Genomic DNA, 16525 nt, shown 5'->3' on the forward strand with positions numbered 1-16525 from the left:
ATCGCAGGAATTTGTGTCGGTTTTTGCAGCGGTGACGGACATACGGTTCTCGACCTTCGTCAACAGGTGGTGTCGCCGCACGGTGCGGGGAATCGGCGCGTTGGGGGCGTTGCACCAGGGCGTCTACGGGCACGCGGTGGCCGCCAGCGTGCCCGTGCCGGCCGTGCTACGGTCGCGACGCCGAACTCGCGGGGCCCTGCTGAGCTGGGTCGACAGGGCCGGCGCCGCGTTGGGGAAGGTCGATTAGCAAGTTGTCCGGTCGTCTGCGGTAGGCTTTCGACCTGCTGCCGCCGATTCGGGCGGCACCGGGCTGTGGCGCAGTTTGGTAGCGCACTTGACTGGGGGTCAAGTGGTCGCAGGTTCAAATCCTGTCAGCCCGACCAGACAAGTAGCAGTTCAGAGGCGGTTTTCGAGAAATCGGGAGCCGCCTTTCTCATACTCAAAGGGAGGATGGATGGCAACGCGGATGGCAACCCGGCGGCAGAATGGGGCCGGATGGCAATGAAGGCAAACTGCAGTCTGCAGTTCTGGCCGACCCCGGCCCGGTGTCTGTAGTTCGTAGATCTCAGAGACCGAGTGAGGCGCTGAGCCCGTCAACCGCTGCCCGCGCCGAATCGTCGGACGTGTGCCCGTAGATGTCGCCAGTGATCGCGATTGACAATTGCCCGAGCAGATCGGCGACCGCCTTGATGTGGACGCCAGCCTCCAGCCAAGCCACCGGGGCGCTCTGCCTCAGCGTGTGAACGTCGGCCTCAACCCCGGCGGCCTTCGCGGCGACCTCGATGGTGCGCAGGAGGTTGCGCGGATCGACCGGCTTACCCAATTCGGTGGTGAACACCAAGCCGCTGTTTCCCGCTGATTCGCCGCCCGCAGCCGCTCAGCCGCCTGGACCGCCTTGTTGCTTGTGGAGCCTCGCAACAACCGCGGGGGAGACCGGCACCGTTCGCCGCGACCGCACTGTCTTGGGGGTGTGATGACCAGCTGGCCGTCCACCCTGCCGACCGTGGCAAGCACCTTCAACACGCCGTAGTCCAGATCGACCCGATCCCACCGCAGCGCCAAGACTTAACCCCGACGCAACCCGCTTGCAGCAGCGCATCTTGGTACCGCGACCCCTCGGCGGCGGCGAGCACCTTCGTCACCGCGTTGCGATCCAGATGCTTCGCCTCGGTGCGCTCCACGCCGGGCCACTTGACGACGACTGCAGGATTCTTCGCTAGCAGGCCGTCGCGCACCGCGCCGTCGAGGCCCGTCCGCAGCACCGTGTACACCTGCCGGATCGTCGAGTCGGACAACGCCCGCACCGGATCACTAGGATCGCCGTCGGCCTCGTTCTGGCCCGGCGCGCATCGACAACACCAGCTTCTCAATATCTGACGGCTTATCTGACGGCCTCAACTTATCCAGTCGGATCGCGCCGAACGGATCGGGTTCGAGATGCCGCCGGGACAAGTTGGAGTACAGCTCGCGGGTGGCCGGCTTGCGGGCGCTGGTCCCGAGCGTGGTGGCACGCCAGTGCGCCGGCCACGCCCCGACGGGCATTGTCGCGTCGCGAGCCGGCGCTCCGGACTCGATGCGCTCGCGAGCCTTCTTGAGCTTGTCGCGGGTGTCGGCGCGTGTCGGCCCAGACACCCGCACCCGCTTCGTTACGTCGTCGGGATCGGTGTAGGTGAACGCGCCGGCGTACCCGGCGGGGCGACCGTCGCGGGTACGCTTTGTAGATCGAGCCTTCGCCGTTCGCGTTCTTCGCCATACGCCCGCCCCTGATGTAATTTGCGTTACTGAGATCAAGTGGTCGCCCTTGGCGGAATGGACATGAACGAGATGGAACTCTCACGAGGCGAGATCCGCGCCGGCCTTCTCGGCATCGTCGGGTTCCTGCGGCTCGGCGCACTGGTAGCTAAACAATCCCCGACTCCGTGAAGGACCTGCGTCCGCAAACGTTTTTCAGGAAGTGGAGGTCTCACCAACTTCCGAGGTGCTAAAGAATGCCCCGCGCACGAATATCGATTGGCGAGGGCTGGTGCTCTGGAGTGCCCCGCTGCAGCGGATGCGCTATTGAAACATCGCCGTCTTGCGCGCCTGCGGTACATCAGCTGTTGCGACGTAGGCTTGCCCGACTCCGAGTTTTTCGACTTCGACGCTGAGATCCTGCCCGGCGCGGCCGCGAAGGTATCTGGCGACCGACTTACTTTCTGGGTGGTTCGTCCGGAAAACGATCTTCATTCCGGCGTTGCCCAGCACGTCGCGGTGGAAATCGGACAGACCCTGGCTTGCCACGACGACGACGACACCGTACTTGCGGCCTTCTTTCATCAGCTTGGGCAGCGTGACGTCCTTAGCGACGCGATGTGCCTCATCGAGGACGATCGCCAGCTTGAGCGTGCCGTCCTGCGGCCAAGAAAACATGTCTCGGTAAACCTTACGCAACAAGAACGAAGTGGCTGCGATCTGAACTTCCTCCAACACCAGCTTGCTCAGATCCACAACCATCCCGGCTTGGCGCGGGTTGAAACCGCCTGACGCGCTTTCGTCGAACAGCCCAAAGTCAGTGAGCGGCCGTACGCGTTCCCGTGCGTTTTGCGCACCGCGCGCACGTCGCTCAATGTCCTCCAAAGCGGTAGCGAACTCCGTGAGAGTCGGCACTCGCATTTCGCCGATAGCTAGCTTGTAGACCTCTTGGAGGGCCTTGTAGACATTGCTGCGTTGAATCTCGCCCATGGATCCGACGAACTGGATGACCTCGGCGAGCTCCCAGGCTGCTTGATTAATCTTCGCAGATTCATCGGAGGTGAGAGCGTCGAAAGGTGTGAACGGCAGCCCGGTCTCGGCGCGTAGCACTTGCGCATTGGCCGGGGGATTGGCGGCCATATCCCCGTGAAAGTCCATGACGAGCGAAGGCAATCCCTGCCGCGCCAGCTCCCGGATGATCAGCCGTGTCGTTACCGACTTGCCTTGGCCAGGGATGCCAACGATGAACGCGTGAGGGCTGCCCTTAATGCTCGGCTCCCAGGTGACAACGGTACCTGCAGTGTCCTTGCCAATCGATACCTCGACGTTGCGAACTCCCGTCCCCTCCTCCGGCGCTTCGGTATGCGATTCGGCAGCCTGGTCGCCGGCACCCCCAGTAGACGCCTCCGCCTTGCTTGGTGGCCCCACCGGCTTCACCTCGGGGCGTTGCTCCGCGGCGCCGGCATCATTCTCCCGATTCAGCTCGTCGTTTACCTGGTCACTTTCAGGCTCGTGCTTGTCGTCGGGCTCAGAGCTAGGCACAGACTCGTAATCATCTGACTTCGAGTACCTTTCATCTTCACCGATGCCTGATTCCGCACTTTGGCCGTCGTTGGATTCTGCCGTTTCGGCGGTCGGTGATATCGTAAAGCCCAGTCGGCCAAGGTCGGAGGCAGTAAGCACGGAGATGGGAATGCCGCGATGTTTGGCTGGGATACCCTCGGCCCCAGTCAAACTGATGACGTAGCCGTGCATCAGTATTTCGACGTCCACGCCTCCTTCTACGAGGCTGTCGATGTGCTTGTGGGTTTCTGCAACTTTGTCGGAAGCGATGAGCCCATTCGTCACGGCGCGGTCGGCATAGTAGTGCAGCAGTCCTGCGAGTTGGGCGCGTTGGAGTCTAGCGTCGATACGTGGCGGGTCGGTGGCGAAATAGCGTTGCTCTAGTAGGTCTCGGGTATTTTCGAGCTGGTCAGCGATGCCATCGGCGAGCTCGGCGGGAAGGGCCGCGTAGCGTCTGGATTTGACTTCGACGCATTCAATGCTGAACTTGCGTGGGCTGACGCGCACGATGAGCATGTCGCAGCGGCGGCCCGTTTCGTTGCCCGGCGCGTTTCGGCCGAAGATTTCCTGATGTGAGTCGACCGGCACAATGATTGCGCCGTCTAGCTTGTTCTGACCGCGCAGGTGTGCCACCAGCGCTGCCAGACTTACGGATTCGCGAGCGAAACCTTCACTACTTTGCAGGCGCAGTATCAGTCGCCCTGAGACGGTCATCAGGTCATCAAGCACCTGGGTTGAGCTAGCCTCGAGGGCATCAAGTCCGAGGTCGGTCATCGCGTTCTTCAGGATTGAGGTCACCTCTGCACGATGCGATGTGGTGACTGTCAGCCGATGGCTCATCCCGTCGATGAAATCCGGCGCGTAATCAAGGATGTAATTGGTGGTGCCTTGGCGGAAGTGTCCACTTTCGTAGAAGTTGAGGCCAACGAAGCGGTCGAGGGTAAGAACCCAGTCTGATCGTTCGTGCAACACCCTGATGTCGTCGAGGGTGTCACCGGTGACCTCAACACGCAGCGCGGGGGGCCCGTCGAGGCCAAGGGTCGCGCCTGCCGCACTCTGATGAGAGTGGTGACTGGCGACGAGGTAGGAATTGTCACCAGTGGTGCGCGGGTTCAGCGCTGGAGACACCGTCCATCCGCGTTCGCCGTCCGGCATATTGGTGGTGACCAGAGGGGACAGCAGGTCGTCGAGGGAAGCGAATCTCTTCAGAGCCGCCGGCGGTGTTGGCGCCTTCTGCAGATTGCTGATCCCGGTGGCAAGCGCGACGTGAATTGACTCTGGGTCGCTGACGATTCTGTCCAGCGGGCGCAGTGACGCTCCAATGGGTGGAAAAAGCGGACTCTGTTTGGCTTTTCGGCCGCCCGTCTCGGCGGTGTCGCCGGTCTGATCGGCCGATCCCGCCCCTGTCGTTTGTCCGTCGCGCGCAACTTGCAGACGGGTGAGCGGCGCCAGCGGCTCGGCGTAGCGGTCACGCTGTCCGTAGGCAACGACCTCGAGCCGCAGACTGTCGTCTTGGGTCCGTTTGTAGAAGGCGGCGAGGGCATCTGCGAGAACGGCGCCATCTCCAGGATGCATAGCTGCCAAACGGATTGCTCTTGGGTCGAGATGCGCTTTGCGGTACTCGATGAGTCGATCGGCGATCATCGTCGCATCCGAGGACATCGACGCAGACTGACGGATAAGGCCGAACACGCTGCTCATCGTTGCCGCGAGGACCTCCGGCGCCGGGTGACCAACGGGAAGTAAAAGCCCTAAGCCAAAAGTCAATTCGTCGAAGTAGACGTTTAACTCGCGATGGGCGGTCGCCACCGTGAAAGGAATATTGATCGGCGCTATTCGGGTTAATCCATCGAAGTCGATCAGGTTTTTGCGCTCAGCGGCAGTGGCTGCCCGCTGGATGAGATCCTCGCCCCAGTTGCGGCTGAGCTCGTCGTAAGCGGCTAACCAGGCTAGACGAATCGGGTGCAGTGGTAACACCACAGTGGCTCGTACCGAGCCGGCTGCGGCGCTTCCCACCGCGAGCTCAATGGTGTCCAGGCGCTGAAGTACTTCCAGCGCATGGCCTTCCGCCGCGTCAAGAGCACGTTTGTAGGACTGCAGATACTCCTGGACGGTCGCTCGGCCGTGATCACTCCACGGAAACACTTCCGGAACGTCGCGGGGTGCCGCAGTGACCAGCAACTCCATCACTTGTTGGCGTTTCTTGGCCAATGCCGGCGGCAACTCGCCGCGCAGCGGCTCGAAGGCTTCGGCTTGCAGCGCCAGCCCATAGGGGGACTCGGCACTGTAGCCAGTAATTGTTGGATCATTCGTGATCTGTCTTTGCAGCGCGACCGTCGTCGCATTTGCGGGGACCTGTACGCTTCGCGATCCGCCGATTCGCAGACAGAACACCTGGCGATTCCACTCCCAGACGGGATGGGTTTCCTCGAGGGTGTTGGCGCCGTTGGATACTGCGCGCAGGCGCGCCACGGCCAGACTGTGGGCGGTTGCAGACGAACGGGTTAGTTCCAGTGGTTGAGGATCCTCGATGATTACGAGTTCGAATGCTTCTGACTCGGTCAGTGCCGACTCAGGAAGCTCGACGGGCTGACCGTCGGCGTCGAGGGGGAGCACCTCCACGACAAATAGGCGGCCGCCGGTGATGTCGTCGCTTGCAAGGTCTAGTTTCAGTGTCGCGCTACGTTTCGTGCCTGCGACCCGTGTCTCGACCAGAGCGGCCTCGCCCTCTTCACGGAGATCGTCTGGGTGTACGAGGCGCAACAGCCACCGGTGCACGCGTTTGGTCTTGGTGGGCGTGGTGCGCCACTTGATCAACACCTTGCCCGTTGAATCCTCTGGGATCTCACAGACCAGGTTGTCGTCGACCAGAACCAGCCCGGTGGACTTGGCTACCGTTCCTGTCGGGGAGCGAAAGGGCAGCACTTCGAGATCGTCGAGATCGGAGTCGCTCTCCGCCTCAACGAGTTTGAACTGGTCGAACTTTACGCCGATATGCTCGGCAATCGCCTTCGTCCACTCTCGTGCGTCGTCGAGGTGATCTTCCCGGTCGGTCAACACCCGAAGGATTTGGTCAAACTGGCGACCGGGGGCCAGGCGAGTCTGGCGCAAGCGATCGTCGATGGCATGCCCAGCCGCAGCCGGGTCGATAACCTTGCGGACAAATGCGTCGTTATCGCGCAGACGCCCCTTGGCTGCGTCGTCGTCTCCACCGTCAGGCACCAACCCGACGTACCAGAGGTACTGACCGAAGGGTTGGAGGGGGTTGCGGTCGATAGATTCGAGGAATTCCAACCAGTACTCGATCGGAGTTCGGCCGCGGGTCAGGCGAAGTAGTTCGTTGGCCGGAAAGTCGGGTCGTGTGGCGCGAATGCGATCGATTGCACGGTCGGCCGCAGCCTCAAGGAGATCCGCGTAGGGCAAACGTTGAAAGGCATTGTCGAGTGAACTTGCTTCGCGCGCCAGAGTCGGGGGTACCAGGAGAATCAAGATGGCTCCGTGCTGATCGCTAAGAGCGACGTCGTTGCGTAGCCCGACAGCCTCCTCAATGGTGACACGTCCTTCACCACCGACCTGATCCAGGACACGAACCTTCACCGGTGTCTGAAACTTGCGCTCACTCAGCACGTCGGTGACGGCAGCCTGCAGCTCCATAGCCTCGTCGGCGGTGAGATCGTCAACGCGCAGACAGTGGCCGGGTTTGGCCGTCGTGATAGCCGAGAGAAGAAGCTCAGATAGCGTCTCAGTGCGTGGTGTCATTGTGTCTCTCCAATGAGCAGCGGGTTGAGGACAACCTGAGCACTGAAGTCGTCACTGAGGCCGTCGAAGACGCCCAGCAGCTTGAGCCGGCGCTTGAAGGCGTCAAAGTTATCGCTCGCTGCGGACCGCGCGGCCACCGTATCTAATTCCGGTGGTGGCTGGTCGATGAGAAGCCCGAATCGGTCGGCGAGTTGGACCAAGACATCGCTGAGCATCATCTCGCGGCGGGCCCTCCCATGATCGTCGGTGAACACAATGCCCAAAAGTGCCGTCAACAGGTCGTTTCCAGGCGCATAGGCCCAGGTCTCGCGGCGCCGCGAGTCTCCGACCAGCATCCCGTTAGATCGGTTGAGCCCCCCGGTGTCGCGGAACCAGCTCAGCGCGGCATGCCTAGCGCGAGCTTTGGTGGCTTCGAAAAGCGCGGTCGTCAGACGTTCGAGGGCTGGGCGCGTGGGATCGGCAAGTCCGGCCAAGAACGCGACTGTCTCCTCGTCCTCGGCGCCGTCGTTGGCTCTGCGAACTGCCTGCAGGTCCTGTTTGAAATATGGTTCGAGATCGGCGTTGTCTCGCAGCTCAGCCAGATACTGGAATCGCTGCGGCCCAGACCATTCTTCGTAGTCTTTGGCCAGCACTTCGCTGGTCTCGGCAGCTCGCCGTACCGTCTTGAGCACCAACCGATCCCGCAGACCGGTGTGGATGAGCCGCAGATCGCGCTGGACGCAGGCGCGTGCGAGTTCACGCGAGTCCGAGGTGGCGTCACCAGAGAAGTCAATGTACTCGTCGAGTGAATTGGCGGCCACACTGTTCTCCATGTCAGGCGGCAGCTCATGGTGCTCAAGGAGGTGATGGATCGCCCTCGAGGTCCGCAACGGCAGCTGGAAAAGGCGGAACCCCAAGATCGCGGTGAGGTGTTGGGCCGTCTGCAGCGGGGTGGAGTGACGATAGGTCACCAGGTACGTCACCACATCGCGACCCAGGGGGGAGGCCGCCGCCGGTACCGCGGGATCGGTCCGGTAGCGCGCATCGCGGCTTTTAGCTCCCTTTTTGACGGTCTCATCCCGCGCCGAGACGGCCTCGAACCCCTCTAAGAACAGCAGAGTCAACAGAGTGGAAATGTCGACCTCGGTGTGGCCGTCGTATTCGGGCGCCCACTGCGGTGGGTCGGTGATTTTGACGCCATCCCCGACGGACTCTCGAACCATTTCGCGAAGGACTTGCATGGCAGTGCCGTTGCCAGCGAGGAGGCCCTGCTCTTTGCGTCGCTCGACCTCTTGAAGCATCTGGGCGTATGTGACGCTGTCGGCCTGTCGGCTGCGGCGCCGATCCGGGAAACCCGCACGATATGCCGCGAGGGTGCGTGCCCGAATAAAGTCCATCTTGTCAACACGTTGGGAGAGGCCGGACCTGCCGAAGGCCACCACCGAGGAGCGGAGCCAGGCGTCGATGACGTCTTTGCCCATCGAAGTATCAAAGCCGATGATATTCTCCTCACGCCCCAGCAGCCTGGGTAGGTAGATGTCCTCGTAGGCTTTCGCCGAGAAGTCCTTTAGCGCCGGGGCGTGTCGGCCGCCCTTGATTGCGGACTCGTATATGTGTGGCAGCAGCCGATCAACCTCGATTGAGTTCAGCTCGACCAGGTTCAGCTCGGTGAATACGAAGCTTCTCAGCTCCTTGGGCTCTTTGGGCAGGCTGATTTTCATACGTGATTCTCCAGAACGATTGCGCCGCTTCGTGCCGCCACTGCCTGCGGGACGCCGGCGGGGTTAACGACAATTGCTGACGAGGCGGGCTGCAACATCAGCTTGCCGGCCAACAAGGACAACTCGAGCTTGATCGCGCTAGCCGCAGCGTCGTTAATGAGTTCTCCGTCGCTAGCTCGCAAGATCAGCTCAACGGAATCTAACGTCAACGTCAGATGTGCGCGGGGATGGATGAGGACCAGTTCATCGGCTTGCTGCTCGACGTAGGGTGACGGGGCGGGACGGCGCTCAAGGCGGAAGTCCGCGGCCGGAATTTCCCGAAGGACCGCCCAGCCATTGTTCTCTCCGTCCTGAAGGGCGAGTTTGGATCCCTCATAGCCGAAGGCGCCCAATAGACGGCTGAGCCCCTGCAGGATTCGGCTTAACAGCTGCCCGGCGGCCTCGTCACTGCCCAACGCCAATTGGAAGTCCTCTAGGTAACGATATGGCGTTGCCTCACGCTGGTGGACGGCATCACGGACAAGGTCGCCGAAGAACGCTCGTCGGTTCAGCGACTCTCGGCGATGCCACGGCTCGTGGCCGTCCGAGGCGCGATCGTCGCGCTCGAGTGCTGCTACGGGGAGCCGGGTCGGGTCCAGATCCGCCCATTCACGAATCAGGTAGTCCGTTGACCGTGGGTCGAAGGCTAAGTCGAAGTGCAAGGCGTCGTCGCCCAAGCGCAAGTCAATCTGATTGTCGACCGCCGCGTGCACATCGCCGCAGCCTCGATCGCCAGTGATTATCCATCCTGCGGCGGAACGGAAATCGCGGAAGGTAGCTCGGCGTTGGCGACGCAAGTGGGAGATTGTCACCAAGTCCAGCAGACGTGCCCGGCCGGTGCCAAGCAGTTGGTTTCGGTTCCTCAGGATTGGACATACTTCACGGGCATTACAGCCTTTGCATTCTGTCCACCGCGCATCGTGAGTGAAGGTGTCGAGCGTGCGTCCGGCGATGCCATCGGCGTCAGCCGCTGTCGGGGCTAGCGAGCGGCGTTTCAGATCGACGTAGGCGACTCGACTTGCCTCGTCTGGGTTTTCGCCGTGCAAGCCTTTGCGTATCGCCTTGTGGTAGGCGGCGTATTGGTCGGAGTAGTCCTGAATGAAGAACTGGCGCAAACGGCCGTCGTTGATCGCCAGGAGCGCGGTATGTCCGATTTGCGGCTTGGGGGCGGTCAAGGCTTCGATCACCAGCTCGTCGGAGGTCTTCCCGTCGCGTGCTTCGCTGGCGTCGTAGACCGCCGAGAAGGTACGCGTGGAGGTTTCACAGGTCCAGCCGCCAAGTCCGTCGTTGAGCATTTTGGCGCCACCGTCGACGAGGTAGCCGCGCAGCTTCTTCAGATATGAGGTTTTTCCGTCACCGGGGTTGCCGGTGAGGATCACCAGATCAAGTTGTCCGTGAACGATTTTGGGAGTCAGCTCGGTGTCGAGCATGGTGTCGACGTAGGTGGTCTCGGCGAAGTCGGTGTCGAGCCCGCGGTTGCCGGCATTGCCCAGTGCGCTGCCGCGGTAGAGCTGGCGCAGCAAGTCGACTGTCGGATTGACTTTGGGCCTGCCGGGTTCGGCGGCAATGGGGGCGGCGCGGCGCAGGTCGTCGGCGAATTGCCGCGCTGACTCCGGCCGTTGAGTCGCCTCTGGCGCGATAAGTCGGAAAAACTGCTCGGCGACAGCAACTCCCAGCGGACCTAGCGTCGTCATTTCCTCTTCGCTGAGCGGTCTAAGCGCCGTCTTGTCATAGTCGCCGTCGACCTCCTGATAGGGGAAGCGCCCCAGCATGCAACGAAGAAATGTCGCGCCTAGCCCGTAGAGGTCGCAGGAGGTGCTGCGTTTAGTGTGACCGGCCAACTCCGGCGCAGCGAATAGCGGTGTCAAGCCAAGTTGGGTTTCGGATTCTCTCCACCGAGCCAGACCAAAGTCGATTAGGCGAGCGCGCCCATCGGGTTCGATGATGATGTTGCCGGGGGTGATGTCGTTGTGCAGGAAATCGTGGTCGTGCATATACGTCAGGGCCTCAAGGATGTCGAGCGCGTAGCGGCGATAGTCCTCAGCTGAGATCGGCGACTTGCAGGCATTGTGGAGGCTCTCGCCGTCGACGTAATCCGTCACCAGGAACGCTGGGTCAAAGTAGATGTCCCACACCCTGGCGCAGCGATCGTGAACGATGCTGGAGGCCGCCTTAAACTCCTTCTTGGCAGTATCGCTGGGCACCGAATCCGAATACTGCTTGAGAACTCGCTTCTGGGTGGTCTTTTGGTCAGTTGCCAGCCAGGATTTCGCGAAGCCGCCCTCTCCTAAGGGGCGCTCAATAAGGTATCTGCCGGCGACGAGCTCACCCGGAGCGAAGTTTTCGCTAATAGTCATGGGCACCAATTCCGTTAGCTCAGCGATGATCGCATCGATAGAGGGCCGCTTCGCTGGATCGGGCGCGGTGCACTGACGAAGCGTGGTAGCGGCCGCTGCGAGCTCTGGTTCTTTCGGGCTCGCGTCGACGCTGGGGGCGGCGTTGGGATCGGCATGTAGCCACCACAGCAGGCACAGCCCCAACGAGTAGACATCCGACGCGGCTGTTGCAGCGCCGATGCAGTCTCTACATTCAGGTGCGCGGAAAGGCACGCCAAGGTCGGCTAGCTCGTTGAGTGAAGCTGCCACGGTCACTTCGCCGCTGAGTTGGGCCAGATACAAGTCGGTGAATTTCACCGTCCCCTCGCCGTCGATCACCACCCTGGACGGTGCAACACCTCGGTGGACAACGCCTTCGGAGTGAATATCCTGCAAACCGCGGAACGCATCGATGAGTAAATGGATGACATCGGCGGCATCGCTGGTGGCCGGACTGACCGGCGATGTCGGCATGGTCAGAAGCTGTACAAGGTTCTTCATTGGTTCCATTACAATGGGAACCACGATCCAACGGTGCAAATCTTCAGCGAAGACAGGCTGGCTTTGAAGGGTGCGCCCGCTACGGGAGAGTTTCTCAATTGCCTTGCGCTCGCGACGAATGACGTTGCTGGGGTCGACGTTTGGGCCCCACCCGTCCATCGGATAGCAGCGCAGGAAGACGAGGTTGTTGACATCGTCGTGGGCGGCGAATACCCGTGCGCGCCCGAGGGGTGCGACTTCTTGGACGACCCGGTAGGCGCCGATTTCCGTCGGGACCTCGCTTCGTCCCTTCCACCCGTCGAGGTAGGCGATCGTCGACTCGCGGGCACCCTGCAGCGCAGAGACTGCCGCGGCATCCTCGGCTTCAAGCGCTTGGGCCGCCTCAGCCAGTAGCACCACCATGTCGGACTCTGGGCCGGCCTCCGACCAGTCGACTTGCACGCCGGGATAGGACAGCACGACGTGGCTTGTGACCAAGCGGCCCCTCTTCGGATACCCGGACACCTTGTTCCGCAGCAGCCCGGCGAGTTTGCGTGCCAAGAAGGACACACGATCGGTAGGGTTCTGACGGGATTGCTTCTTGACGATCCATGCGCCGGGAGTGACCTTGATCGACGGGCCCCAGTGTTTGTCCTCTAGGACGAAGATAAGATTGCTTCCGATGACGGTGAGATCGAGGTCATCGTGTTCTTGGGTCGGCAAGGATCGGTTCGCGATCACCACCCAGTCGCCGGGGAGCTGATCCGCCAGCGTTTCGGCGGTCAATTGCTCACCAGGACCACGGTATTCCCCTACGACACGCAGCTCAGCCACTGGCAGCCTCCTCGTAGTCATCGGGCCAGCTGTATCGCGCCACGTCCTTCTCGTCGGAACTGAGCCGTGTAAGGAACTTGTTGTCGCGCGTGTAGGTGATGATCAAGTTGTCCATTGCGCGTGTCGCCCCGACGAAGGCCACCCGAGCACGCCGCAAAGTTTCTGGATCGGAGGCGTCGGGGTCTGGGAGTGCCTCCAGGCCGAATAGAATGACCACCTTGAACTCGTAGCCTTTAGCCGAATGCACTGTGAGCAGCTTCACCGTGTTGGAGAAGAGGTCGAAGTCGCTCTTGTCCTTGGGGTCCATTGCGCTGTAAGGGATCTCGTACTCGTCGAGTGCGCGTTTTAGGCGCCCGTAGGCGCCGCGGTACTGGGTGACCAGGATGCCGATGTCGCGGGGCTCTAGACCACGATTGGCTAGCATGGTGGCGGTTTCGCAGGCAACGCAATTGGCTTGTTCGTCCCAACTTGCGGCCCACACCAAATCCACTGGGGGACCCTCGGGCGCGTCGTCAAGACCGACGATGGCGAACGCGGGGTCTAGGTTCTGCACCGCAGAGAGGATTTGTCTCGTACTGCGGTACGGTCGACGCAGCTCCAGGTGCTCGGGGTGGATCTTCCGCAGGTACTTCTCGGGGTCGCCTTCCGTGTAGAGGGCCTGGGCATGGTCCCCCGCCAGTAACATGCCGCCGCGGCCGGGCCGCAGGAGGGCATGCGCTAGCTCGATCCAGGCTGTCCGGAAATCTTGGACCTCGTCGATTAGCACTGCATCAAAGGACTGAGGCAATCCCGCGTGTTTGGCGGCTTTGAGTCCCGCGGAGACCACGTTGTCGTCGGAGTAGGAGAACCGGATGCCGAACTCGTGGGCGATTTCCCAAACGCGGCTCACCTTAACGTTGGGCAAGCCGGCAACCAAGCGCCGAAAGTAGGGCACGAGTGTCTTGTTGTAGCAGAGCATCTGAATGCGCCAGTCGGGATGCTCGGTGGCGAGTCGGCGGGCCCGCGCCGCCAGCACCAGCGTCTTGCCACTGCCGGGCGGCCCCGTCAGCAGAAGCGCGTCGGCAATTTCTCGCTCGGCGATTTGGGCTTGTTGCTGGTCGAGCACGACCCGCAGGGCGGCGCGATCGTCGGCACCCTCCTGAGAGATGCCGCGCCGCAACTTGGCCGTGAATACGATGCTGGGGAAAAGCGTCGCTCGGACTTCTTCGAGAGCGTGTGGATCCGGTGTCTTTGTCGGGATGAGGTCGAGCCAACGCCAGTCACTGATTTGCGCGACGGGAACGAGTACCCGGCCAGCCACCGATCGGGCTGTCGTTGACAGGCCGTTGCCGACCGCAAGCACGCGCGCAATCGGCAAGTCCTCATCGGGCTGGGTATCCGCGCGGAACGCTTCGATGCGGCGGTTGAGCTCGACAAATTCCGCGCGAGCCTCGTCATCCACTGAGCGGTGAACATCGACCGCAATAAGGCCGCGGGTGGAGTCGACAAAGACGAGATCGGGATACGCCGGCGACGTGGGTGGAGCGATCTCAACAGGGCAGTGTTGATGGCCAAGGGAGGCCCGTAGGTCGGCAACAAGGGTTTCGGCCGTGTCGCTGTTATGCCTCATTCACTCCTCCCCCCGGGAACAATACTGTGAGTGGTTCTGGTACACCGGCGAAACAATTAGGTGACATCGAAACCAAGTGGCGCGCTAGACGGCTGACCTGGTCGAGCGTCGCCAGGTGTCACGGTAACCAACCGCGCTGACATCAGCGGCCAACGCGGACCGCGCCGCGGTTCATGAAGTGCCGTGCACGCCGGGGCCTAGCAAACTTGGTGTGGTCGATGAAGCGAGGGTGTCGCACGCCGAGATCCGTCGCGCCGTCCGGTCGTCGCCGCCCTAGTGAACGGTTGCGATGTGACATTGCCTCACGGACTGTGGCCGAGGCCGGAAGTTTCACGACACGCAATGCCTTCGGAACTGTCGTTAAATGACTGTGTCCTAGCTAGTTGTAGCCGGGCGCTGGAAAAAAACCCCGGGGGTATATGTCGCCTATGCCCGCGAGAGGTGGGCGACCAAACCGGGGGTCACCCCCCAGGGCGCGCAGTCGCTGGAGGCCCTCGAGAGGTCTGTTTGTGCTTCGACAGGCGCCTGCCGTACATAGGATCCGGTGCGTGGAAATGCCGCCCAAGAATCTTGATGAGGATCCGCCGGATCCTGATGCGGATGCGCTTGAAGGTCTCAAGAACGGACCTCGTTACCCGTTTACGGAGTCGCCCAGGCGTCACATCAAGATGGACGTGCGCGCTGGGGTCTACACGATCTGGCGTGGCGACGAGTTGATTTATGCGGGCTACTCGGGGCGTGACGGCACGAAGAGCGGTCCGGCCGGCCGACTCTCCGCGCATAGGAGCGGGCAGCGGTCGGGGGACAAGTTCTGTGTTTATGTTTTCGACCGCTTCATCCTGCCGAAGTTGACTGCAGACGAGATTAGGCGTGCGGCGGCAGGGGATCTGAACTTGGACGAGATCATCCGGGCTTTCATTGCCGAGGAGTTGGAGTACCGATATGTGCCGCGTGACAGTCAAATGGCGGCTGAAGCTCTTGAGCGGCGGGTCATTCGTGGGGAGCTTGGATCTAGGCCGCTGCTGAACTCGATCCGGGACGATGAGGGGGACACGGGCGACGCTGGCTGACCTCTAGAGGCCGGTTTTCGGCAGTCCCGAGTGGGTAACCGCCGCTCAGCGGGCTTGAGGGGCCGCGCAGGGTGTGAGGGGTCGCCATGGATGTGTCTATCGGTGGCTCATCCACCGATTCAACTGCCAAACCCAGGTGCGTGATACTGGATCGAGCCATGCGGCGCGCACTGGGTACCCGACCGCTGCCTCTACTTATGTCGGTGCTGGGTCTTGGCACACCCGATGCCGTCGTTCTTGAGAGATTCATCGCCGGCGGGATCACGGCGAACCAACTCAGCCCATTCTTCGCAGGAGGGACTACAGTAGTTCTGTGGGAACCAGCCAGCCACTTGCCGAATTCGCCGGGCTTCAAGTGCGGATAGACATGGACGCCAACGCGGCGTACGTCAGGTTTCGGTGTGCTCCAGTAGCTCAGACCAAACGGTTTGCGGATTCCGAGAACGTTCTGGTTGACGTTGATGCGCAAGATCATTTAATTGGCATTGAGATCATCGGCTTGCAGACAGACATCCCGATCGAAAAACTCTCTCAGGCCTTCGGCTTCTCCGAGAACACTATCTACGCGCTCAAGGAGATTCAGTATTCGCTGCACCAGGGGACAGTCATTTCCGTTGGTTCAGACGGAGGACTTAGTACTGGGACGCTGCCCTGGAGTAAACGGTAACCCCGGTTTCATTCCCAGTAGGCAGTCACAATTTTTACTGGGTCAAGAGCGACGCCTGGACGTTCCGCAATGACGTTTAGAATTCTCGTCCCAACCCCTACATAGCCGATGTAACGGACGGTGGTGTCTGTACCGCCGGGCTGCGAGTCATGGAAGTGCTCTAGCACGGACCGAACGTCGTCCTCCGTAATATCGCGACAGGCCATTTGTTCACGTGCATGAACCGTGAACCTCGGTATCACGGTGAGACGGCCTCGAAAGCGAGTGTCCTCGCGTGCTCTCCGTCTATCGAGATCTCAATCCGGAAGAGTCCGTGGGTTGATAAGGGCACCCCCGTCCGGAGAGCGAACAGAATGCCAACTTTGCCGTCATATACCTGGTGGCCATCTGTTCGAAGCTCGCTTTGCCAGGTGATCTTCGTGCTGTCATCTGGAGCGACAATCTGGATCGCGAGGTCGACAATTCCGGCTTCTACAGGTGCGCGGACCCTGCCGGCGACGGCGAATTGGAACACGGCTGGAACTGGGGTGGTGACCGCGATGAAGCTAGCGTTTACTGCCGTGAGCTTGCCATCTATGACCTGCGCAAACTCGGCAAGATAGGCATAATCAAGTTCGGCCACGGAGCGCAACGATACCTGGCTTGTTGGTTCTCGCCGGGTGCTACTGAGATCGACCGCTACAAGAGGCGTGCCGATC

The 16525-nt window shown here is 61.4% G+C and carries 10 protein-coding genes, 1 tRNA gene and 1 pseudogene; 4 read left to right on the forward strand and 8 right to left on the reverse strand.

The window, feature by feature from the left end; genetic code table 11:
• The first annotated feature begins 31 nt into the window (after positions 1 to 31).
• Positions 32 to 247, forward strand: a complete 216-nt coding sequence (locus tag G6N37_RS05895) for a hypothetical protein (RefSeq protein WP_163677222.1) — start codon at positions 32 to 34, stop codon at positions 245 to 247.
• Positions 248 to 306: 59 nt separating this feature from the next.
• Positions 307 to 383: transfer RNA gene (locus G6N37_RS05900), tRNA-Pro, on the forward strand.
• Between the two features lie 182 nt (positions 384 to 565).
• On the opposite strand, the pseudogene G6N37_RS26120 reads toward G6N37_RS05900, so the two are convergent.
• The 6 genes and pseudogenes from G6N37_RS26120 to G6N37_RS05925 all read right to left on the reverse strand — a co-directional run.
• A pseudogene (locus G6N37_RS26120) lies at positions 566 to 847 on the reverse strand (tyrosine-type recombinase/integrase); the annotation flags it as partial.
• A gap of 169 nt (positions 848 to 1016) precedes the next feature.
• A complete protein-coding gene (locus tag G6N37_RS26125) occupies positions 1017 to 1304 on the reverse strand; it encodes a hypothetical protein (protein WP_232075307.1) in 288 nt (95 codons plus the stop codon).
• Between the two features lie 751 nt (positions 1305 to 2055).
• Complete coding sequence (locus G6N37_RS05910) at positions 2056 to 7053, reverse strand: ATP-binding protein (protein WP_163677225.1); 4998 nt, start codon at positions 7051 to 7053, stop codon at positions 2056 to 2058.
• Positions 7050 to 8753 carry a methylation-associated defense system protein MAD7 gene (gene mads7, locus G6N37_RS05915; protein ID WP_163677227.1) on the reverse strand — a complete coding sequence of 568 codons (1704 nt, stop codon included), beginning with the start codon at positions 8751 to 8753 and terminating at the stop codon, positions 7050 to 7052. The genes G6N37_RS05910 and mads7 overlap by 4 nt, the downstream gene beginning before the upstream one ends.
• Positions 8750 to 12481, reverse strand: a complete 3732-nt coding sequence (locus tag G6N37_RS05920) for a protein kinase domain-containing protein (RefSeq protein ID WP_163677230.1) — start codon at positions 12479 to 12481, stop codon at positions 8750 to 8752. The genes mads7 and G6N37_RS05920 overlap by 4 nt, the downstream gene beginning before the upstream one ends.
• Positions 12474 to 14090, reverse strand: coding sequence for a 3'-5' exonuclease (locus G6N37_RS05925; RefSeq protein ID WP_163677234.1), 1617 nt, complete (start codon positions 14088 to 14090; stop codon positions 12474 to 12476). The genes G6N37_RS05920 and G6N37_RS05925 overlap by 8 nt, the downstream gene beginning before the upstream one ends.
• A 548-nt stretch (positions 14091 to 14638) precedes the next feature.
• Here G6N37_RS05925 and G6N37_RS05930 point away from each other — a divergent pair.
• Both G6N37_RS05930 and G6N37_RS05935 read left to right on the forward strand, forming a co-directional pair.
• Positions 14639 to 15160, forward strand: a complete 522-nt coding sequence (locus tag G6N37_RS05930) for a hypothetical protein (RefSeq protein WP_163677237.1) — start codon at positions 14639 to 14641, stop codon at positions 15158 to 15160.
• A 313-nt stretch (positions 15161 to 15473) separates the two neighbouring features.
• Positions 15474 to 15827 carry a DUF2283 domain-containing protein gene (locus tag G6N37_RS05935; RefSeq protein ID WP_163677241.1) on the forward strand — a complete coding sequence of 118 codons (354 nt, stop codon included), beginning with the start codon at positions 15474 to 15476 and terminating at the stop codon, positions 15825 to 15827.
• A gap of 8 nt (positions 15828 to 15835) precedes the next feature.
• Here G6N37_RS05935 and G6N37_RS26595 read toward each other — a convergent pair whose 3' ends face one another.
• Both G6N37_RS26595 and G6N37_RS05945 read right to left on the reverse strand, forming a co-directional pair.
• A complete protein-coding gene (locus G6N37_RS26595) occupies positions 15836 to 16069 on the reverse strand; it encodes a DUF4258 domain-containing protein (protein WP_372514650.1) in 234 nt (77 codons plus the stop codon).
• Positions 16066 to 16449, reverse strand: a complete 384-nt coding sequence (locus tag G6N37_RS05945; protein ID WP_163677247.1) for a DUF6941 family protein — start codon at positions 16447 to 16449, stop codon at positions 16066 to 16068. Before G6N37_RS05945 ends, G6N37_RS26595 begins: the two co-directional genes overlap by 4 nt.
• Positions 16450 to 16525 lie beyond the last annotated feature (76 nt).

The sequence above is a fragment of the Mycobacterium seoulense genome (genome assembly GCF_010731595.1).
Taxonomy (GTDB): domain Bacteria; phylum Actinomycetota; class Actinomycetes; order Mycobacteriales; family Mycobacteriaceae; genus Mycobacterium; species Mycobacterium seoulense.

Coding starts and splice junctions, on each gene's coding strand:
- mads7 (WP_163677227.1), bottom strand. CDS start 8,753: ATGAAAATCAGCCTGCCCAAAGAGCCCAAGGAGCTGAGAAGCTTCGTA.
- G6N37_RS05910 (WP_163677225.1), bottom strand. CDS start 7,053: ATGACACCACGCACTGAGACGCTATCTGAGCTTCTTCTCTCGGCTATC.
- G6N37_RS05925 (WP_163677234.1), bottom strand. CDS start 14,090: ATGAGGCATAACAGCGACACGGCCGAAACCCTTGTTGCCGACCTACGG.